The organism is Polynucleobacter sp. VK25 (assembly GCF_018687355.1).
Lineage (GTDB): Bacteria > Pseudomonadota > Gammaproteobacteria > Burkholderiales > Burkholderiaceae > Polynucleobacter.
Genome location: NZ_CP061288.1, coordinates 831,252 through 850,967, shown reverse-complemented (window position 1 = coordinate 850,967; position 19,716 = coordinate 831,252). Strand labels below are relative to the sequence as shown.

Sequence of the window (19,716 nt, the reverse complement as noted above, 5' to 3'; positions counted from 1 at the left end):
TAATGAATTTATTAGATTATCTACCCGGAGTTCCAGATTTTCCAAAACCCGGCGTCCTTTTTAGGGATATATCCCCACTACTAGCCAATCCAGCAGCTTTCAAGGAAGCTATTCGCCAGTTAGGTGAGATTGCCCAGCAATTTGATTACACCCATATCCTGGGAATTGAATCACGAGGCTTTATCTTTGGGTCAGCTCTAGCCCATCACGCAGATAAAGGCCTAGCTTTGGCTAGAAAGCCGAACAAACTTCCATTGGCGAGTCATCGTGAGGCTTATGGCTTGGAATATGGCAATGACGCTTTAGAGATTCAGCAATCTACCTTACCCAAAGGTGCAAGAGTACTGCTATTGGATGATGTCCTAGCTACCGGGGGAACGCTAGTTGCTGCGAACAGATTAACTCGTAGCGCTGGCTTTGAAGTCGTTGGTGCAGTGACTTTGTTGGAAATTACATTCTTAAATGGCAACGCGCTTTTAAATCAATCAGGCATTCGCCATCAGTCAGCATTAAAAAGTTAAACGAGCTTTTTAGCAGTCTTGATAATCTTCATAGCACCCCAACCCACAGCAAGTGCCTTGCTTGCCAATTTGGGTTTGTAATGCGCTAGCGCTGCAAAGGCGCTAGTCCACAGAATGGGATTGCTTTTGAGGAAGTTGACCGCATCTATTCCTTTGTCCGCCCAGGATAGCGGCTTTTCCCAAGCCTCAAAATGCTCAGCAAACTCCTTACGCTCACGGTGTGCCTGATGCTGGAGTTCTTGCTGGCGTCGCTCAAGCGCCTCTAGTTTGGCGCTCATTTTGAAAGCGCTTCGCGATCTTTGGCCAATTCAGTGATTGAAGCCTCAAATAATCTTGGCATCTTGCGAAGTGACTGCGCAATCAACAGGGCCAAGATGATTCCGATAGATAGGAAGGCACCTGTTAATAAACCGAGAGCCATCATTCGATCAGTCTCCCAGCTATAAATTACGATGAGCAATGCCAACATGACTAGGCCAAAGAACAAAAAGAATAGAGCGCTAATAATCATGACCAACAAGCTAACAAATTTACTTCTGGCAATTTGCACATCCAAAGATAAAAGCTCTAAACGTGTTTGGGCAATTGATGCTCCAGTTGTAGCAAGACCTTTGATGGAGGAAAGTAGATTTTCTTGAGACATAGGACTCTAGCGACGGCCAATAAATAAACCAATGAGCAAACCTAAGCCCGCTGCAACTCCAACAGCCTCCCAAGGATTGCGATGAACAAAATCATCCGCACCTTCAGCTGCAACCTTTGCTTTATCCAGCATCCTGCCCTCGACACCTGAAAGACTCTCTTTGGCACCGGCCAAAGTTTCCAGGGCTTTATTGCGAATAGAGCTAATAGCAGCGCCAGGATGATCTTCTGTCGCCTTGATTAATGCCTCAGCATCAGCCATTAAAGATTTAAATTCACCAATGAGACTTTCTGCGCCAGCTGGATGGTCATCATGGACAACAGCATGGTCGATTTTCTTAGCAGTCATGGAAGTGCTACCTATTAGATGAGACGTTCATTACAGATATAACCCTATTCTAAGCACTTCTAGCCTGAGATCCCAGCAATAAAACAGTCATGCCAGCATTACCTTCTTTGAAGCGCTTGAGGTAACGCTTTAATCCAGGACGACGTTTGAGTAAGGCATGGTAGGCCTCGCTGGCAAAAGGAACCTCTTCACCAAAGTAGTACTCTTCCACCCTGTCTGAGTAGCGGTTATTTTCCAGAGCGTCATGGATGGCCCATTTAATTCGCCCACCCTCCCCACTAGACCCATAGCCATGAATCAGCACAATGGCTTTGATCCCTATTTCTAAGGATTTACGTAAGTAATCCGTCAGGCGGTCTAAAGCCTCTTCCACATATGGCCCATCCTGCTTGATATTGAGCTCAATCGTGTCTGAACTCAAGATTGGCAAATTGACAGAACCGCAATGCGGACACTGATTAAACAGTGCCCGCATATTCCCACAATCAGGACATTCTGCGTTGTGCGCCAATGTAGTTCGGTTGGACTGAACTCCTTAAGAGCAGTACTTGCCTTCTAAGCTTCTGACATCGGATGATTTATCGTCGACCATCAGGTTCAAGGTCTTTTGCGCAAGATCACGATTCTCTGGAGTCTTCAGACTTGCGTTAATCAGGGTGGATACGTCCTTGCGAATTGAAGTGTTGCCATAACGCAAACCTTTCAAGGTGGATACCGCTTCAGCAGAGATTTTGCACTGCTGATTTACCAACTCGGAGGAATCTGACGGTGATGTATTCGCATAAGCGAATGCAGCAACGGAAATCGTTACGGCTGCTAGTAGTGTCTTTTTCATCTTAGTTCCTTATTTTGTGACCACACGTTGGACAACAACCCACTTCTTTCGCCTTTGTCTTTCTAAGGGCGGCATACACACTGGATTCTGAAATTTGCATCTTTCTGGCCGCTTGAGCAGCGGTCATACCCTTCCCCACCCACTCCAAGGCTTGATGTGTTTTCGGTATCTGTCTCTTCATTTCATCTCCCAGTTCTAGCACTATATCACAACTTCTGAAGTTGTGAAGTTGTGAAGTTTATTATTTGACTAGCGAGATACCCTAATAAAAAGGGCTAGCGATCGATGCTGGGAGTGCGGCTGTATTGGGGCGTACAGGCCGCTTTGGTGTTATAAATACTGGATAAATAAGAAATTAGGGCTTTAAAGATTGTCTTTAGAGCACCTTACAAATCGAAGGAGATCTATGTCTTTACTTTTCACACCTAAAAAAGGTTTGCTGGCAGTTTTTGCCGCCCTCATTACGGCCGCCTCAATGCCAGCCCTAGCGCAGTCATCAGCAGCATGGCCGACTAAACCCATCAAAATTATTGTTGGCTATTCGGCCGGCGGCGCTACTGATGTATTAACGCGCCTGGTATCGGTCAGTATGGGCACTACCTTGGGTCAATCTATCGTGGTTGAAAATCGCCCCGGCGCAAACAGCAACGTAGGCGCTGAAATCGTAGCTCGCTCACCTGCGGATGGCTATACGCTATACGCATTCTCAATTGCAAACACAATTAATGCCACGCTCTACCCTAACCTGAGCTATGACCCCATTAAAGATTTCGAACCAGTAGGCATGATTGCCAAGATTCCAAATATCCTGGTGGTTAATCCAAACTTGCCAGTAAAAACTGTAGCTGACTATGTGCGCTATGCCAAAGATTCAAAGGATGGGGTAACCTTTGCTTCCTCAGGCAGCGGCTCATCTATTCACCTCTCCGGTGAAATGTTTAAGATGCAGGCAAAGATTCAAATGCTGCATATTCCATACAAAGGTAGCGCTCCTGCGGTAACGGATTTGCTTGGCGGTCAAGTGGAATCCATGTTCGACAATGCTCCTTCTGCATTGCCCCACATTAAAGCCGGAAAACTCCGTCCGATTGCTATCACTAGTGCGCAACGCTCTCCGTTTTTACCGGATGTCCCTACGATTGCCGAATCAGGCTATCCAGGTTTTGATGTCCAGTCATGGTTTGCTCTGGTTGCCCCAGCCGGGACACCTAAACCCATCGTCACTCAATTAAATGCGGCCCTCAATAAAGCACTTAACTCACCTGAAGTACGTCAGCGTATGCAAGAGTTGGCTGCAACACCGGAGCCCGGCTCACCAGAAAAGATGGCTGCATTTGAGGCATCTGAAGTCAAGCGTTGGCGTGATGTAGTCAAAGCCTCTGGCGCTAAGGCTGAATAACTACTTATGTTTCCTATTGATTTCTTTTGGCGGGCTGCACAACGCTGGCCCGACCGCGTCGCCATTGATACCCCTGCGGGTCCGATTCATTACGCAACGCTGTCTGCTCGAGTAAAAGCGCTAGCATCAGGTCTTACCGCTTTAGATCCGACACTACAGAGTCGAGTTGCCATATGTGCCGGCAATAACGCCGATCACATTACTGCCCTACTTGCCATTTTAGCTTGTGGCAAGGTTTGGGTCCCACTGAATCCTAAGAGTACGCATCCAGAGATACAACGCATCATCCATGTCACTGAGCCATCCATCGTTATTTTGGATGCTACCAATCAAGATCTACTTAAAGGCGCTCCAGGGGCTTGGATTTACACAGGCATGGACTCTGGCCCATCCGCACGCAGTATGGATGAACTAATTCATCTACATGAGGATGCGCCACAACCCTCTTTTGAATTACCTTTAGATGCAATTCAAGCAATCAAATTTACTGGCGGTACCACCGGCGCTCCTAAAGGTGTGATGCAGCCCTACCGCGCTTGGATGGCGAACATTAGCAACCAGATTCAGGTGTGGGGGTTTGATGAGCATGAGCGCTATGTAGTTGCCGCTCCGATTACCCATGGCACATCTACCTATATCGTCCCCATCTTGGCGCAAGGCGGCTGTCATGTGATCTTGGATGGCGCAGGTGCTGAGGTGGTGAGATCAGCCTTCCGCGATCGAAGGGGTACTGTCTGCTTCATGCCGCCAACACTGGTTTATATGCTGATGGCTTTGCCGAATGCATCCAGAAATGATTTTCCAAAGTTACGCAGACTGATTTATGGAGGGGCACCAATGCCTCCAGAGCAAGTTCGTAAGGTTCGGGATTTCTTTGGGCCAGTATTAGGCACAACGTACGGGCAAACCGAAGCACCACAGATTTTGACAGTCATGCTTCCAGAGGACTTTGAAGATCCCAATAACTGGGCTGCAGTTGGAAGGCCTACCTGGTTTAGTGATGTAGCGATTATGTCTCCTGAAGGCAAGTTATTGCCCACCGGTGAAATCGGTGAAGTCGTTGCTCGTGGTGACCTACTGATGAATGGCTATTGGCGCATGCCTGAGAAAACGGCTGAAACCATTATTGAAGGCTGGTTACATACAGGCGATCGTGGCTTAATTGATGAGCGCGGATTTTTATACCTTAAAGATCGCCTCAAAGACATCGTGATTACCGGTGGCTTTAACGTCTACCCAGTGGATGTTGAGAATGCTCTAAGTCAGCATCCTGCTGTTCATGAATGCCTTGTCTTTGGCCTCCCCGATGAAAAATGGGGAGAAACTGTCCAAGCTGCAGTTCAGTTACATCCTGGGCAACAGGCAGATGAGGCAGAATTAATCGCGTTTGTACGCAATTTGCTTGGACCAGTTCAGACCCCTAAGCGTGTGCATTTTTACGAGAGCTTGCCACGCTCCAATGTGGGTAAGTTGCTGAAGAGTGCCGTGATTCAAAAACTTCAAACGCCTACCTAAACGTTATTTAATACCAATAGACCATGACTGACAAAAAAACACCTATTACCGGCTTATGTACTCACACCCTTACTAGCCTGCATTACCGCGATGCAGATTTAGTGGCAGATTTAATGGGCAAGAAAACATTTACCGAAGTGATGCTGATGCAGATTTTGGGTAGAGAGCCTCGTGGTGTTGATATTCGTATTACGGATGTAGTGTTGATTGTGTTGATGGAACATGGTTTAACACCGAGCGCGATCGCAACACGCCTCATTTATATGAGTGCCCCAGAAAACCTACAAGGCGCTGTTGCTGCTGGTTTACTTGCAGTAGGCAGCTCCTTTATTGGCACGATGGAGAACTGCTCCGCTCTACTCGACAGAATCATTGCCTCTAAAGATCAATATGCTGAGGCGCTTTCGATTGCGCAGCATTACAAGAGCATTAAAGGTCCTGTTCCTGGATTTGGTCATCACTTGCATAAGCCTGTAGATCCAAGAGCATACAAACTTTTAGAAATGGGTTGTGCTGAAAAGGAACTCAAAGGCGATCATATTCGTGCGCTAGAAACGCTATCTAAGGCGGTTGATGAAGTTGCTGGTCGTCCAATCACTATCAATGCTACCGGCGCTGTTGCCGCCCTACTTGGTGAGATTGGCATACCTACTGCTGTAATGCGTGGCTTTGCCGTGATCTCGCGTTCGGCTGGCTTGGTTGCCCATATTGTTGAAGAGCAACAAAGCCCGTCCGGTCGCTTCATTTGGGACACCATTGAACATGCTATTCCGTTTGTGGATGGCGCTAATAAGATTGGCTAACCTTTAATCATGGGCTCTGACATCAAAACCCCTAAAGAATCTGTACTAGTTACCGGTGCTAGCCGTGGCATTGGTCGCGCAATAACAGAGCGCCTGATTGCTGATGGCATGCATGTGATTAATTTTGATAAAGAAGCGCCCGTCAAAGTTGCCGAGCATGAAACCTTTATCAAAGTAGATGTTTCGGATGAAAAAGTATTGCGTGATGCATTAGCGGAGATAACGGCCAAATTTGCGATTACTCGTTTAGTTAACAATGCAGGCATCGTGCGCCCCGCCACCATTGAGAAAACTACGATTGCGGATCTGCAGGCGGTCATGAATGTCAATGTTGCAGCAGCCATTATTTGCGTACAGGCACTCCTTCCTACTATGAAAGCCGCTCATTTTGGTCGTATCGTGAATATTGCTAGCCGTGCAGCTTTGGGTAAGGAGGAACGTATTTCATATGCGACTTCTAAGGCAGGATTATTAGGCTTAACTCGTACGTTAGCCTTAGAGCTCGCATCTAATGGCATTACGGTTAACGCCATTGGACCTGGGCCTATTGCCACTGAACTCTTTAAGAGTGCCAATCCTCCTGGCGCACCTGCTACACAGCGCATCTTAGATAGCGTTCCATTGGGACGCATTGGTCAACCAGAAGAAGTTGCACATATCGCCGCTTCACTACTGGATCAGCGTGCTGGCTTTACAACTGGTCAGACTGTCTATGTCTGTGGCGGCATGACTGTGGGTCTAAGCCAGTAAATACGTCTAAATCCCAGAAATCAAGCTCCAAACCAAGGGATAGTATGATTTGGTGATTACTTAGGAGCTTTTTATGGATCGCATCATCTACCGAATCGTCTTATTACTCGCTATTAGCACCGGCCTTGCTGCCTGCAATCAAAATGATAAAAAGATTAGTGGCTGGGAAATTAATGATGTCTATCACTCGACCATCATTACGCCTAATGCAGTAACTGGTGGAAAAACCTATCAAGGCCCTCCTATCAATACGATGGATGAAGCCAATACTTATGAGATGTTTAGCCTCAGAGCTGAACAACCAAAGCAAGGTGCAAAGACTTATGAGCTCAACGCACAATTGACTTATTTTTCACAATGGCGTTACTACGATTCAGCAATCCTAGAAAACACGCCTGCCACGACCTTTAAGGTAGTTGGTAGAGAAGCTGGTGCTTGTGGCGATAGAGGTTGCATCTTTAGAGAAGTGGTTTCTATTCAATTGCCTGAAGCCTTCCTCAAAGACAAGATGAAGAAAGGTTTTATCCTGACTGTATCTTCCAAGTCTGGGATCAAGACTGAACTCTTTGTGCCGCCACAATATATTCAAGGCTATATGCAGGCTGTGAATGGATTTAACTGATAGTCATTAGACATTAGGAATAAATAAAGGGGCCATGAGCCCCTTTATTTTTAAGTACTTGGCGGACGCTACCTCAGCAAATATCGCTAAAGACCCAAAGCAGTCGTTTGAGGAAAAATCACTCCGAATATAGGTTAATTACAAGGTTCGAAGTATTTCCGCTTTTTTTGCGTTGTACTCGTCTGGTGTAATTAAACCCTTCTTCAACATAATATTTAAATCATCCAGTCTTTTTGCTGGGTTTGGTATGTCATTACTTTGCTTGACTTGATTGCCTGGCGTAATTGAGGCTCTGGCAGGGCCGGGCGTAGTTGTAGTGCCGCTAGATTGGGTTTCAGTTATGACGCCTGGCGCAGCTTGTGATGAAGCCATATTAGCCTGAGGACCGGTAGGAACTGCTGGAATAACATTTCCTTTAATTAGCTCAATATTTAGCGTGGGTGGATACGAAAATCCTGCGCCACTACTTGCATCTACGGCATAGCCTATCAGACCGCCAGCTAGCACATTTCCCCAAACTGAGCCTTCGTTTGCTGATTGAAAAGTGGCAACACCAACATGCGTCTCCTCCTTCTTGCAAGTAGCGGACATATCACCATAAGCTTTTAATATGGTAACTGAGCCAGGCGTATTCACGTACCAAGTTCCTTTGTCGTTTACTAGAGTGCAATAAGCACCTGTAACAGGCTTTCCTTCGTGAGTTGTCGTGACTGAAATTGGTTGATTTCTTGAGCCAGTTATTGATGCACAACCTACCAATAAAACACTCATTAAAGTTACTAGGTAAAGACTGATTCGACTCATTTACATTCCATTTTTGTTATTCGAAAGGATATAGGAATTGGAACGAGTTTCTAAAAATAATAAAAAGGGAAACCCTAGATACATTGAAATTATTGGTAGATTGGATGCTACAGAAATAAAAAAAGGGCTATAAGCCCTTGATTTATATAAGTACTGGCGGAGACGAGAGGATTCGAACCTCCGATCAGAGTTTTAGCCCCGATGCTCCCTTAGCAGGGGAGTGCCTTCGACCAGCTCGGCCACGTCTCCGTACTTCTTACTATTACAACGCCCCACAGTTTAACGGATAACCGCTTCTGAGGGGTTTATTACGCTTTTTGCTTACTTCTGGTCCAGCTCAAATGCCTTGTGCAAGGCACGTACAGCCAATTCCATGTACTTCTCATCAATCACTACTGAGATCTTGATTTCGCTAGTAGAGATCATCAGGATATTGATGCCCTCTTCTGACAAGGTGCGGAACATCTTGCTAGCAATGCCAACGTGAGAACGCATACCAACACCCACTACTGAAACTTTAGATACCTTTGGATCACCAGAGATTTCTTTAGCTTCGATGTGCGCCTGCACTGTGTTCTTCAGAATGTCTAATGCTTTTTGGTAGTCAGCACGTGGCACTGTAAATGTGAAGTCTGTCTTACCTTCTACAGATTGGTTCTGGATGATGATGTCCACATCAATATTGGCATCTGCAATCGGGCCAAGAATTTGATAGGCGATACCTGGACGATCAGGAACTCCAAGAACGGTAATCTTCGCTTCATCACGCGCAAAGGCGATGCCGGAAATAACTGCGGCTTCCATAGTGCTGTCCTCTTCAAATGTAATCAAGGTGCCCGACTTCATCTCGACGTCTAAAGGCATCAATGGGTCTGTCAAAGAAGACAGAACCCGGGTTTTAACTTTGTACTTACCTGCAAACTCAACAGAACGAATCTGCAATACCTTTGAACCTAAGCTTGCCATTTCTAGCATCTCTTCAAAAGTAATCTTGTCTAGGCGACGCGCATCTTCACAAACGCGTGGGTCTGTTGTGTAAACACCATCAACGTCTGTATAGATTAAGCACTCATCTGCTTTGAGAGCTGCAGCCATCGCCACTGCTGACGTATCAGAACCACCACGACCCAATGTAGTGATGTTGCCATTAGGATCAACGCCTTGGAAACCAGTTACCACTACAGCACGACCCGCATTGAGATCTTTGAGAATCTTGTCGCCTTCAATACTCTTAATGCGCGCCTTGGTAAATGCAGAATCGGTATGCACGGTTACTTGCCAACCAGCGTAGCTCACTGCATCAATACCTTCACGCATGAGTGCCAGTGCTAACAGGCCCGAACTAACTTGCTCACCTGTAGAAGCGATTTGATCTAACTCGCGTGGATTTGCATCAGGATTGATTTCTTTTGCGAGGCCTAACAAGCGATTGGTTTCGCCTGACATGGCTGAAGGCACAACCACCACTTGGTGGCCTGCACGCATCCATTTAGCAACGCGTTTGGCAACATTCGCAATGCGCTCTGTTGAGCCCATTGAGGTGCCACCATATTTATGAACGATAAGAGCCATAAAGCCGTCTATTTAACTATCAGTAACAAGGAAATGAATCCTTGAGGGTCTAAAAAGGGCTTATTTTACAGGGTTTTGCACCCATTCCGGGAGTACTCGCCTACCGGTGGAGGTCAGGCGCGGATAACTCAGCCCAATACCCGCCACAGCAATCAATTCATCATTGATGTAGAGCAAGGGTGCCTGACGCTCCCAAGGAGGGATATCAGCCTCCTGAAACAGGTTTTTGAGGGTTTTACGGGGTGTCTTGGGCTTAATCTGGATCTTCTCGGAGCCCAGGCGCTCTCTCAGCGTGATTTGGTTATTCTCTTGGGCTGCTTTTACCCAATCTGCAGGAAGACCTAATTGCTTGGAATTGGCCGACAATGATTTGAGCACCCATTGACCTTCTTCGCCTCCTGCAACCTGGAGGGCTCCACGCCAGAGATAGATCTTGCTCTCGTCATGCAGCCACTCGAGTTTGGCATCTGCTTTAACTTTCGCCAGATCACGCCACCAAGCTTGGAGGCGCTCTTGCGATGGCATTGCCAACTGCTGAGTTTGCAACCAGTAACGCAAGACATTGTTTGCTGCAGGCAAATCATCTTTAGCTAAAGCTAGAAGTGGCAATACTTTCAATTGATCTTGATTGAGAATATTTTTGCCGTCTTGCTGCGCTAAACGATTGAGTAGCGTTTGCGCTTCACCAAGTAACTCAGCACTGCGTGCCATATTCGCTAATGCTTCGGGTTGAATACTTTCAAGGGCAGGAATAATTTTCTTGCGAATAGCATTACGACGATATTTTGTATTTTGATTGCTTGGATCTTCAATCCATTTGAGCTTATGTTCTTTGGCATAAGCCTCAAGCTCTTGCCTGCTTTGATTTAAGAGTGGTCGCCATAGAGTAATGCTGGGGTTGCTTGCAATTGCTCTGCTTGCGGGCATGCCTGATAGGCCGGCGACCCCGGAGCCTCTGAGCAGTTGTAGCAGAACCGTTTCAGCTTGATCGTTTTGGTGATGTGCCAAGAGCAAATCTTCGATGCCATATTCTTCGCAAAGATCAGCGAGCGCTTCGTAACGCCCTGCTCTTGCTCTTGCTTCGATATTGCCCTGCTCATTCGCGCTGTCTAAATGTAGGAGGCGGAAATCAAAATGGATCTTGTATTGCTTTGCGAGCTTCTCACAAAAGATTAGCCAATCATCTGCTGGCTTTTGTAAGCCATGATGAATATGAAAGGCATAGATTTGATTTTGGTTTTTAGCTTGCGCTTTACAAACCGTGTCGAGCAATACAACCGAATCGAGGCCGCCACTTAAGGCAACCGCAATTCGTTTTCCTGACTTAGGACTTTGCTGTGATTTCCTTGAACTTGCCATAGCTCATCAAACGCTCATGACGACGCTCAAGTAGCGCATCTACTTTCATGCCATCAAAGGTTTTTAAAGATTCAGCAAGTGCTTTACGCATATTGCTCATCATATTGTCGTAATCACGATGCGCTCCGCCAATAGGCTCAGCAACAATCTTATCGATCAGACCTAAAGTCTTCAGGCGCTGCGCCGTTAAACCTAACTGCTCGGCAGCCTCTGGAGCCTTATCAGCCGTCTTCCAGAGGATGGAAGCGCAACCTTCAGGAGAGATCACTGAGTAGGTAGAGTTTTGCAACATTAAGACCACATCACCCATCGCAATCGCTAAAGCACCACCCGAACCACCCTCACCAATGATGGTGGCAATGATAGGCACTTCGAGTTCGGCTTGAACATACAGGTTACGACCAATCGCTTCGGATTGATTGCGCTCTTCTGCATCAATGCCAGGAAATGCGCCTGGGGTATCAACAAAAGTAAATACTGGAATACCAAATTTTTCTGCAAGACGCATTAAGCGCATTGCTTTGCGATAACCCTCAGGACGACTCATGCCGAAGTTTCGCAGAGCGCGCTCTTTGGTGTCACGCCCTTTTTGATGACCGATCACCATGCAAGGTTGATTTTCAAAACGGGCTAAACCACCAATGATCGATTGATCATCTGCAAAAGTACGATCGCCGTGCAACTCATGAAAATCAGTAAACAAGGAGCCTACGTAATCCAGCGTATAAGGACGCTGCGGATGACGTGCTACTTGAGAAACTTGCCAAGGAGTGAGATTGGCGTAAACGTCTTTGGTGAGCTGCTGACTTTTTTCAGCAAGCGTTTTGATCTCATCGGAGATGTCTACCGATGACTCGTCTTGCACAAAACGCAGCTCTTCAATCTTTGACTCTAATTCGGCGATTTGCTGCTCAAAATCCAGGAAAGTCGTTTTCATAGTCTGATTTTAATATTCAACTGGGGTCGGGTCGATACTTCTCCACATATACCAGGTGGCAACCGTGCGCCACGGGGCCCAATTAGCAGCCACCTCCCTAGCTTCATGGCGGCTCACAGGCTCACCACTGAAGTAATTGAGGGAAATGGCCTTAATGAGGCCGACATCGTCCAAAGGCAAGATATTGGGGCGAACCATATTGAAAATGAGGAACATTTCGGCAGTCCAGCGGCCAATTCCCCGAATGGCGCTTAATTCCTTAATGACACTCTCGTCGTCCATATCTTTCCACTGATTGGCATGTAGCCGCCCAGAATCAAAGTGATCGGCTAAATCTCGGATGTATTCGACCTTGCGCGCAGATAATCCAGCGGCACGCAATTCTTCTACGGAGAGCGCTAGGATATTTTTAGGGGTGACCTTCTTCTTGCTTGCAGCAAGCACCCTATTCCAAACTGTTTGAGCTGCTGCAACTGAAATTTGTTGCCCAACAATCGATCTTGCCAAAGTATTAAATGAATCACCGCGTGTCACTAAAAATCCGGATCCAATCTTAGGAATCAGTTTTTTTAAAATACGATCTTGCTTCATTAACTCCTTGCAAGCCTGCTCCCAATAATCTGGAGCAATTGCTTGCAAGATGGATTCTGTATTTTCTTTTACTACAGTCATTAAGCCCTACGCCATTCTGTTAAGCCGCCGGGTTTATCTTCTAGAACAATTCCTTGCTCCAGCAATGTTTTACGAATCAAGTCTGCCTTAGCGAAGTCTTTAGCTTGCTTAGCGGCAACACGTGCAGTAATTTGTACTTCAATTTGTTCTGGGCTTAAGCCCTCTTGATCCTTAGAGCCCGCTTGCAAAAATGCGGTTGGATCACGCTGCAAGAAATTCAATGCCGCACCTAGAGCTTTCAGCGTGTTAGCCAGTAATTGCTTTTCCTCTCCATTGGCACGATTCACTTCACTCGCCAAATCAAACAAGACCGCAATTGCCTCAGGCGTATTGAAGTCATCATTCATTGAATCAGCAAAGCGTTTGGCCCATGGATTATTGGGATCTAACTTGATTGCCTGGGCTTTTGGAGCTTGAGCTAAAGCGGTATAGAGACGTGCCAATCCTGAACGAGCCTCTTCTAACTGCGCATCGCTGTAATTAATCGGGCTACGGTAATGCGCCTTCAACATGAAGAAGCGCAGCACTTCTGGATCAAAGCTTTTGAGTACATCTCGAATTAAGAAGAAGTTACCTAGTGACTTAGACATCTTTTCTTCATTTACGCGGATGTGGCCGTTATGCATCCAGTAATTTACAAAGGGAGCATCATCCTCTTTGCGATCCTTGCCATACAAGGCACCTTCGCTTTGAGCAATTTCATTTTCGTGATGCGGAAACTGCAAATCAGCGCCACCACCATGAATATCAAAGTGCTCGCCCAATAAGTCACAGGACATGGCAGAACATTCAATATGCCAACCAGGACGGCCTTCGCCCCATGGAGATTTCCAGCGCGTGTCAGCAGGCTCTTCTGCTTTAGCGCTTTTCCATAAAACAAAATCCAATGGATCACGCTTACCGTCACCCACTGCAACGCGCTCACCGGCATTGAGCTCATCTAGCGACTTGCCAGATAGCTGACCGTAGCGCGGCAGTAAACGCACCGCAAAATTTACATCGCCATCATTGGCTTGGTAGGCTAATTCGTTTTCAATGAGTTTGCCGATCATGCCTTGCATTTGAGTGATGTAATCAGTAGCGCGCGGCTCTTGGTCGGGATGCATTAAACCCAACTCATCCGAGTCGGCATGCATAGCATCAATAAAGCGATTGGTTAATGCAGAAATAGGTTCGCCATTTTCAATGGCGCGGTTGATGATCTTGTCATCAATATCGGTGATATTACGTACATACTGAACTTCATAGCCACTAGCCCGAAGCCAGCGAACCACCATATCAAAGACAATCATGACCCTGGCATGGCCAATATGGCAAAAGTCATAAACCGTCATGCCGCAGACATACATCTTGACCTTGCCCGGCACTATGGGCTTAAAGACCTGTTTTGAACGGCTTAGGGTGTTATAGATTTGCAGCATAGGGCTATAAAGGAGAGGCAAGTAGCGCCAATTTGTTAGACTGAGCGCTGAGTATATCGAATGAGCCCGTTTCACACCCCTGCCCCTATGCCCCACAACGCCCCAGCGCCACGTCCTGCCCTCAATAAGGTCTTTGCCCCAGCTTTTGCTGCTTTGGCAGCCCTGGCACTCTTATCAGGTTGCAGCACCCCTGCCCAGCAGCGTGCTGATGCTGAAATTGCAGCATTCAATACCCAGGAAATGAAATCCGGCCAAGCTACCCCGCAGCCTTATCTTGGCGGATACAGCCCAACTGATCCCCCTAGACTTTCCGCGGACATGGGTTATGACCCATTAAACCCAGAGTTATCCGAAACCGTTGGCGTGCCATTTTTGTCATTCTTGATCATTGAGCCAGACCCGATTACCAAGAATGCCGTGCCGTCCGATGTTGAAAAGCTGATCAAGGCTCGTAAGTATCAAGATGCAGTAACGCAAATTAACGTAGATCTCAAAAAGACTCCGCGCAACGTGCAACTACGTTTTGTAAAAGCACGGTTACAAATTGAGATGCGCCAGTTCGATCAAGCCAAAAAGACCTTGATTGAAATTACACAGCAGTTTCCAGAACTACCCGAGCCTTACAACAACCTTGCAGCGATTGCTGCGAACCAAGGTCAATGGATTGAAGCGCGAGATTATTTAGAGCTTGCATTAAAACTACGTCCTAGCTATGCCATTGCCTCTGCCAACTTAGGTGAGATCTATATTCGTCTTGGTGCCCAAGCCTATGAGGATGCTGGCAAGAATGCCTTACTGAATCAACGTCAGTACACCAATCGCGCTAAGGCACTCTTGGATATATTGAAACCTCCAGCAAAATCCCCAGTTAATCGTGCAGTGAATCCACCCTCAAATACCTCGGGTTCTCTGCCAGGTAATAACCCATCCACTAACCCTCCAGAAAGTAGACCGAATAATGGCGAAAGTACTCCTAAAAACCAATAAGGGTGATATCACTCTCACTCTTGATGCGGCAAAGGCACCTAAAAGCGTTGCCAACTTCTTACAGTATGTAAAAAGTGGCCATTACGATGGCACGATCTTTCATCGTGTGATTAACAACTTCATGGTCCAAGGTGGCGGCATGACTGCCGGGATGAAGCAAAAGCCGACAGGCGCTGAAATTGAAAACGAAGCCAACAACGGCCTCAAAAATGATCGTTACACGGTAGCGATGGCACGCACTAGTGAGCCACACTCCGCAACTGCTCAATTCTTCATCAACGTGAATGACAACGATTTCCTTAACCACACCGCTCCAAATGCGCAAGGCTGGGGCTATGCGGTGTTTGGCAAGGTAACGGATGGAATGGATGTGGTTGACACCATTCGCAAGGTAAAAACTGGTAGCGCTGGTTTTCATCAAGACGTTCCTGCTGAAGACGTTGTCATTGAGAAGGCTACTGTTCTCGAGGAATGATTCCGCAATTCGCGAGCGCGCTGCTCATATCAGACTTACACCTTACGCCGTCAATGCCCTTGACGGCGCAACGCTTTTTTGACTTCTGTGAAAAGGAAGCGCCAAAAGTTGAGGCTGTATTTATTCTGGGTGACTTATTTGAATACTGGGTGGGTGATGATGCAGCAGCATCTTCCCCCTTCCAACAAGAGGTACAGCGCGCCATCGCCAATCTTTCTGCCAAAGTAAAAACGTACTACTTGTATGGCAATCGGGATTTTTTAATCGGTAAACACTTTATTAAAAAAACGGGCATGACTCTCATGTCAGACCCAAGCACTGTTGAGATTGCTTCACAAAAATGGGTACTCGCCCATGGTGATGCTTTATGCACTGCAGACCTTGGTTACCAAATATTTCGCAGCTGGGTTAGAAAACCCTGGATTCAAAAAATCTTCTTAACTCTGCCGCTCAATTGGCGTAAGGGTGTTGCCCAACATCTCAGAACGAATAGCCATAGCCAATACCAATCACAACAACGTTCTGCATCACAGCAACGCAAAATGGATGTGACAAGAGAGGCTTGTGCTGCTGTATTGAAAGATCAATCTGGAGACAGATTAATTCATGGCCACACTCATATGCCTAAGCATCATGAAGAAACTTTGGGCAATCAGAATTGGCAACGCTGGGTCTTGTCTGACTGGGATCTAGATCACCCAGAGAGCGGTCGCCCTAGGGCAAGCGCTTTACTCATTGATAGCGCTGGGGCCCGCTATCTCGACCTGAACCTGTCCTAAACAGGTCGGTAGATTCTCAGGCCCGGTGTTTCACCTGGTATTTCACTTGGTGTTTCTTTAAGACGCTGAGTACTTAGACAGAGTTTGTACCATCTGTGCAAAGATACGTGGATTGGCTGCCATCACCTCACCGCTCTTCAGAAAACCTTCTTCACCGCGGTAGTTACCAATTAATCCACCCGCTTCAGTAATCAGCAATGCACCAGCTGCCATATCCCATGGCTTGAGATCGCTCTCAAAGAAACCATCGTAACGACCGGCTGCTACATAAGCTAAATCCAAAGAAGCAGCACCTGGACGACGTAAGCCTGCACATTGACGAGTCATCTCACCAAAGATTTTTAAATATTTATCTAAGTCTTGATCTTCGCGATAAGGGAAACCTGTACCCAATAAAGCATTGGCTAAACGATCTTGTGAGGCAACACGCAAACGCCGGCGATCTAAATATGCGCCAGCACCACGAGTAGCAGTAAACAATTCATCACGGGTTGGGTCATAGACCACGGCTTGTTGAGTTACACCATTTACTGCAAGTGCAATCGATACCGCGTATTGCGGGAAGCCATGAATGAAATTGGTGGTGCCATCTAGTGGATCAATGATCCAAACATTTTCTGCATCCGCATTGCGCTCGCCAGTTTCTTCAGCCAAAAATCCATGAGTTGGATAGGCTTCACTGAGCGTTTCAATGATGGCGGCTTCTGCGGCTTTGTCCACCTCGGTGACGAAATCGTTATGTTGCTTACGGTCAACCTGTAAGCGCTCCAAATTCAAGGAAGCACGATTGATGACTGTTCCAGCGCGACGGGCGGCCTTTACGGCCACATTTAACATGGGATGCATAGTATTGATGGACAAATTAAATAAGAACAAGCTCCTTGTAATGCCAACAATTAAAGTAAATTGGATGACAATACGAAGCTAACAGATTGATTCTAAACGATTAGGGTCTATTACCCCCAATTAACCGCCCCACAAACCATTCCATAACGCATTGACGAATATCGATACATCTCAATTACTTCGCTGGGTTTTAGTTAAAACCAGCCACCCTGGAAATGTGGGTTCAGCCGCGCGCGCCCTCAAAACCATGGGCTTTAGCGATCTACGCCTCATCAACCCCAAGATCCAAGGCGTAGCAGCCAACCCTGACGCAATAGCCCTGGCTAGCGGTGCTGCAGACATCCTGGAAGGCTCCTCAGAAAGCGATTCTTTGGCTGCTGCGGTAGAGGGCTGCTCCTTAGTTTTGGGCCTCACTAGCCGAGATCGAGAATTTGGCCCTCCTGCAATGGATTGGAAAAGCGCCAGGACATTGATAGCGGATACCTCTGCGGGGGGCGGCAAGACTGCCCTGCTCTTTGGCCCCGAAAGAACAGGCCTAGATAACGATCATTTAGCCTTATGCACCCATAGGGTTTGGCTTGATGCCAATCCCGCCTATCCATCCTTAAACCTGGCTCAAGCCATCATGGTTTGCGCCTACAGCCTCAGAGAAACCCTGCTCAATAATCCCCGGGGGAGCAGCCCTCTTGCTGACCGTCAAGAAATGGCTGATTTTGCTGATCCTGCAGCCGTAGCAGCCATGCTAGAACATTGGCGCGAGGGCCTTGAGGCCATTGGCTACCTAGACCCAGCCAATCCCAAGAAACTCATGCCACGCATCCAAGCCCTATTTGCCCGCAGCCGCCTCCACAAGGAAGAGATTGATCTTTTACGTGGCATCGCTAAACAGATGCTCCTGAGAAAATAAGCACATCCCGTTAAAATCAACTCATGTCTAATTCCTTCTTCGACCAAGTCGACTCGATTATTGCCAGAGACCCTGCAGCACGGAATCGTCTCGAGGTCATCACCTGCTACCAAGGTCTGCACGCAGTGTGGTTGCATCGTGTCTCCCATTTTTTATGGAATCTCGGCCTGAAATGGATTGCCCGTGTGCTCTCCATGTTTGCGCGCTTTCTGACTGGCATTGAAATTCATCCGGGAGCAAAGATTGGTCGCAGAGTTTTTCTAGACCACGGACTTGGCATTGTTATTGGTGAGACTACAGAAATTGGTGACGACTGCACTATTTATCAAGGCGTTACTCTAGGCGGCACTTCACTTTATAAAGGCGTCAAGCGTCACCCCACTCTTGGTAAAGGTGTTGTGATTAGCGCTGGTGCGAAAGTGCTTGGTGGCTTTACTGTTGGCGATGGCGCGCGTGTTGGCTCTAATGCGGTTGTGCTCAAAGAGATTCCCGCAGGTGCAACTGCAGTTGGTATTCCTGCGCGAATTTTGCATCCAGATTTGCCACAAAGCCCGGATAGCAAAACCAAAGAATACTTTTCTGCTTATGGTGTTACACCGAATGTTGACGATCCGGTATCCATGGCACTAAAAGGTTTAATTGATGCCACGATTGAACAAGAGGCCAAAATTGCGGCCTTAGAAAAGGCGCTGGCCAAGTTAAGCAATGCCCCCGCCGGCCCTGATGCCGGTGGCTCAAGCGATACTAAGCGCGATTTGGATGCGATTAAAGAATGGCTCAGGGAGTAATGATTCTGGAGCGGTGGCTCTAGGGTAGTCATTCTGGACACGTACTAAAGAAAAAGGAATAGCACGCTATTCCTTTTTTATTCTGAGCTTGCTATTCATTAATGCAAGGTGCGTGGTCCAGTGCTGTTGCCGCCTAATGCGCCACCCAGAAATTCTTCATCGTCACCATCATCACTGTCATCATTCGGCATGCCGAATGAAAAACTTTCACCGCCTTCTGGATGACGATTTTCAATCTCATCATCTGTTGCAGCACGAACATCCTCTACCTGAACCCAAAAACGCAAAGCCATGCCAGCCAAAGGATGATTGCCGTCCAACACCACTTGATTGTCAGCAACATCAGTCACCGTGTAAATCAAAGGCTCATCATCCGTATCATCTGCGCTAGCATCTTCCTCTGCATCAGGTACACCCTCAAACTGCATACCCACTTCTAGGGGCTCAGGAAAACGGGTGCGAGGTTCAATCTTGAGAAGCTCAGGGTCATACTCACCAAAAGCCTCATTAGGCTCTAACTGAATCGTGGCCTCATAGCCAATATCTTGACCATCTAGCAGGGTCTCAATTTTAGGAAAAGTACCTTCGTAACCACCGTGCAGGTATACCATCGGAGAATCTGGTTCTTCAATGACATTATTTTGCGCATCGGTTAACTTATAGCGAAGGGATACGATGGTATTTTTTTCAATCTTCATGCGGAATTTGTCGAACATTCGTTTTTAATCAGTTT

At 47.0% G+C, this 19,716-nt stretch carries 24 protein-coding genes and 1 tRNA gene; 11 read left to right on the top strand and 14 right to left on the bottom strand.

The genetic code is table 11. The features are described from left to right. The first annotated feature begins 2 nt into the window (after positions 1-2). Positions 3-521, top strand: a complete 519-nt coding sequence (locus AOC21_RS04460; protein ID WP_215392563.1) for an adenine phosphoribosyltransferase — start codon at positions 3-5, stop codon at positions 519-521. On the opposite strand, the gene AOC21_RS04455 is transcribed toward AOC21_RS04460, so the two are convergent. Genes AOC21_RS04455 through AOC21_RS04435 form a run of 5 tightly spaced genes read right to left on the bottom strand, consistent with a single transcriptional unit; the run spans position 518 to position 2,347 of the window. After that, entirely contained in the window at positions 518-799 is a 282-nt protein-coding gene (locus AOC21_RS04455; protein WP_215392562.1) for a YqjK-like family protein, read from the bottom strand. The two genes, AOC21_RS04460 and AOC21_RS04455, sit on opposite strands and share 4 nt — an antisense overlap. Continuing rightward, positions 796-1,164 (bottom strand): phage holin family protein, encoded by a 369-nt coding sequence (locus AOC21_RS04450; RefSeq protein ID WP_215392561.1) that lies wholly within the window; start codon positions 1,162-1,164, stop codon positions 796-798. Before AOC21_RS04450 ends, AOC21_RS04455 begins: the two co-directional genes overlap by 4 nt. A 6-nt stretch (positions 1,165-1,170) precedes the next feature. Continuing rightward, positions 1,171-1,512 (bottom strand): YqjD family protein, encoded by a 342-nt coding sequence (locus AOC21_RS04445; protein WP_215392560.1) that lies wholly within the window; start codon positions 1,510-1,512, stop codon positions 1,171-1,173. Between the two features lie 49 nt (positions 1,513-1,561). Further along, complete coding sequence (locus AOC21_RS04440; protein ID WP_251371576.1) at positions 1,562-1,987, bottom strand: Smr/MutS family protein; 426 nt, start codon at positions 1,985-1,987, stop codon at positions 1,562-1,564. 60 nt (positions 1,988-2,047) lie between these two features. Then, complete coding sequence (locus AOC21_RS04435) at positions 2,048-2,347, bottom strand: hypothetical protein (RefSeq protein WP_215392558.1); 300 nt, start codon at positions 2,345-2,347, stop codon at positions 2,048-2,050. A 406-nt stretch (positions 2,348-2,753) separates the two neighbouring features. Here AOC21_RS04435 and AOC21_RS04430 point away from each other — a divergent pair, with 406 nt between their 5' ends. The 5 genes from AOC21_RS04430 to AOC21_RS04410 all read left to right on the top strand — a co-directional run bounded on the left by AOC21_RS04430 (position 2,754) and on the right by AOC21_RS04410 (position 7,436). Further along, positions 2,754-3,746, top strand: coding sequence for a tripartite tricarboxylate transporter substrate binding protein (locus AOC21_RS04430; RefSeq protein ID WP_215392557.1), 993 nt, complete (start codon positions 2,754-2,756; stop codon positions 3,744-3,746). Positions 3,747-3,752: 6 nt separating this feature from the next. Continuing rightward, complete coding sequence (locus tag AOC21_RS04425) at positions 3,753-5,261, top strand: class I adenylate-forming enzyme family protein (protein WP_215392556.1); 1,509 nt, start codon at positions 3,753-3,755, stop codon at positions 5,259-5,261. Between the two features lie 23 nt (positions 5,262-5,284). After that, a complete protein-coding gene (locus tag AOC21_RS04420) occupies positions 5,285-6,064 on the top strand; it encodes a citryl-CoA lyase (protein WP_215392555.1) in 780 nt (259 codons plus the stop codon). 9 nt (positions 6,065-6,073) lie between these two features. Next, positions 6,074-6,814, top strand: a complete 741-nt coding sequence (locus tag AOC21_RS04415) for an SDR family oxidoreductase (protein ID WP_215392554.1) — start codon at positions 6,074-6,076, stop codon at positions 6,812-6,814. A gap of 73 nt (positions 6,815-6,887) precedes the next feature. Next, positions 6,888-7,436: a hypothetical protein gene (locus tag AOC21_RS04410; protein WP_215392553.1), complete on the top strand. Its 549-nt coding sequence runs from the start codon at positions 6,888-6,890 to the stop codon at positions 7,434-7,436. 138 nt (positions 7,437-7,574) lie between these two features. On the opposite strand, the gene AOC21_RS04405 is transcribed toward AOC21_RS04410, so the two are convergent. From AOC21_RS04405 to cysS, 7 genes are all read right to left on the bottom strand, one after another. Beyond that, complete coding sequence (locus tag AOC21_RS04405; protein WP_215392552.1) at positions 7,575-8,240, bottom strand: SHOCT domain-containing protein; 666 nt, start codon at positions 8,238-8,240, stop codon at positions 7,575-7,577. A gap of 154 nt (positions 8,241-8,394) precedes the next feature. Continuing rightward, positions 8,395-8,489, bottom strand: a tRNA-Ser gene (locus AOC21_RS04400). A gap of 72 nt (positions 8,490-8,561) precedes the next feature. After that, the gene (locus AOC21_RS04395; protein ID WP_215392551.1) at positions 8,562-9,812 is read right to left on the bottom strand and encodes an aspartate kinase; all 1,251 of its coding nucleotides are present in this window, start codon (positions 9,810-9,812) and stop codon (positions 8,562-8,564) included. 60 nt (positions 9,813-9,872) lie between these two features. After that, positions 9,873-11,171 (bottom strand): tRNA lysidine(34) synthetase TilS, encoded by a 1,299-nt coding sequence (gene tilS, locus AOC21_RS04390; protein WP_215392550.1) that lies wholly within the window; start codon positions 11,169-11,171, stop codon positions 9,873-9,875. After that, positions 11,137-12,108, bottom strand: a complete 972-nt coding sequence (locus AOC21_RS04385) for an acetyl-CoA carboxylase carboxyltransferase subunit alpha (RefSeq protein WP_215392549.1) — start codon at positions 12,106-12,108, stop codon at positions 11,137-11,139. The genes tilS and AOC21_RS04385 overlap by 35 nt, the downstream gene beginning before the upstream one ends. A 9-nt stretch (positions 12,109-12,117) precedes the next feature. After that, positions 12,118-12,780 (bottom strand): DNA-3-methyladenine glycosylase, encoded by a 663-nt coding sequence (locus AOC21_RS04380; protein WP_215392548.1) that lies wholly within the window; start codon positions 12,778-12,780, stop codon positions 12,118-12,120. Further along, positions 12,780-14,201 carry a cysteine--tRNA ligase gene (gene cysS / locus AOC21_RS04375; protein ID WP_215392547.1) on the bottom strand — a complete coding sequence of 474 codons (1,422 nt, stop codon included), beginning with the start codon at positions 14,199-14,201 and terminating at the stop codon, positions 12,780-12,782. Before cysS ends, AOC21_RS04380 begins: the two co-directional genes overlap by 1 nt. A 60-nt stretch (positions 14,202-14,261) precedes the next feature. Between cysS and AOC21_RS04370 the strand changes: the two genes are divergently transcribed. The 3 genes from AOC21_RS04370 to AOC21_RS04360 are packed head-to-tail and all read left to right on the top strand — an operon-like array spanning position 14,262 to position 16,442. Continuing rightward, complete coding sequence (locus tag AOC21_RS04370) at positions 14,262-15,188, top strand: M48 family metallopeptidase (protein WP_215392546.1); 927 nt, start codon at positions 14,262-14,264, stop codon at positions 15,186-15,188. Next, complete coding sequence (locus tag AOC21_RS04365) at positions 15,160-15,663, top strand: peptidylprolyl isomerase (protein ID WP_215392545.1); 504 nt, start codon at positions 15,160-15,162, stop codon at positions 15,661-15,663. Before AOC21_RS04370 ends, AOC21_RS04365 begins: the two co-directional genes overlap by 29 nt. Next, complete coding sequence (locus tag AOC21_RS04360; protein ID WP_215392544.1) at positions 15,660-16,442, top strand: UDP-2,3-diacylglucosamine diphosphatase; 783 nt, start codon at positions 15,660-15,662, stop codon at positions 16,440-16,442. The genes AOC21_RS04365 and AOC21_RS04360 overlap by 4 nt, the downstream gene beginning before the upstream one ends. Positions 16,443-16,499: 57 nt before the next feature. Here AOC21_RS04360 and AOC21_RS04355 read toward each other — a convergent pair whose 3' ends face one another. Continuing rightward, positions 16,500-17,288, bottom strand: coding sequence for an inositol monophosphatase family protein (locus tag AOC21_RS04355; RefSeq protein WP_215392543.1), 789 nt, complete (start codon positions 17,286-17,288; stop codon positions 16,500-16,502). Between the two features lie 151 nt (positions 17,289-17,439). Here AOC21_RS04355 and AOC21_RS04350 point away from each other — a divergent pair, with 151 nt between their 5' ends. Continuing rightward, positions 17,440-18,195 (top strand): RNA methyltransferase, encoded by a 756-nt coding sequence (locus AOC21_RS04350; protein WP_215392542.1) that lies wholly within the window; start codon positions 17,440-17,442, stop codon positions 18,193-18,195. A 23-nt stretch (positions 18,196-18,218) separates the two neighbouring features. Beyond that, on the top strand, positions 18,219-18,983 hold the full coding sequence (cysE, locus tag AOC21_RS04345; protein WP_215392541.1) for a serine O-acetyltransferase: 765 nt from the start codon (positions 18,219-18,221) through the stop codon (positions 18,981-18,983). Between the two features lie 98 nt (positions 18,984-19,081). Here cysE and AOC21_RS04340 read toward each other — a convergent pair whose 3' ends face one another. Further along, positions 19,082-19,681, bottom strand: a complete 600-nt coding sequence (locus AOC21_RS04340) for a peptidylprolyl isomerase (protein ID WP_215392754.1) — start codon at positions 19,679-19,681, stop codon at positions 19,082-19,084. Between the last annotated feature and the right edge of the window lie 35 nt (positions 19,682-19,716).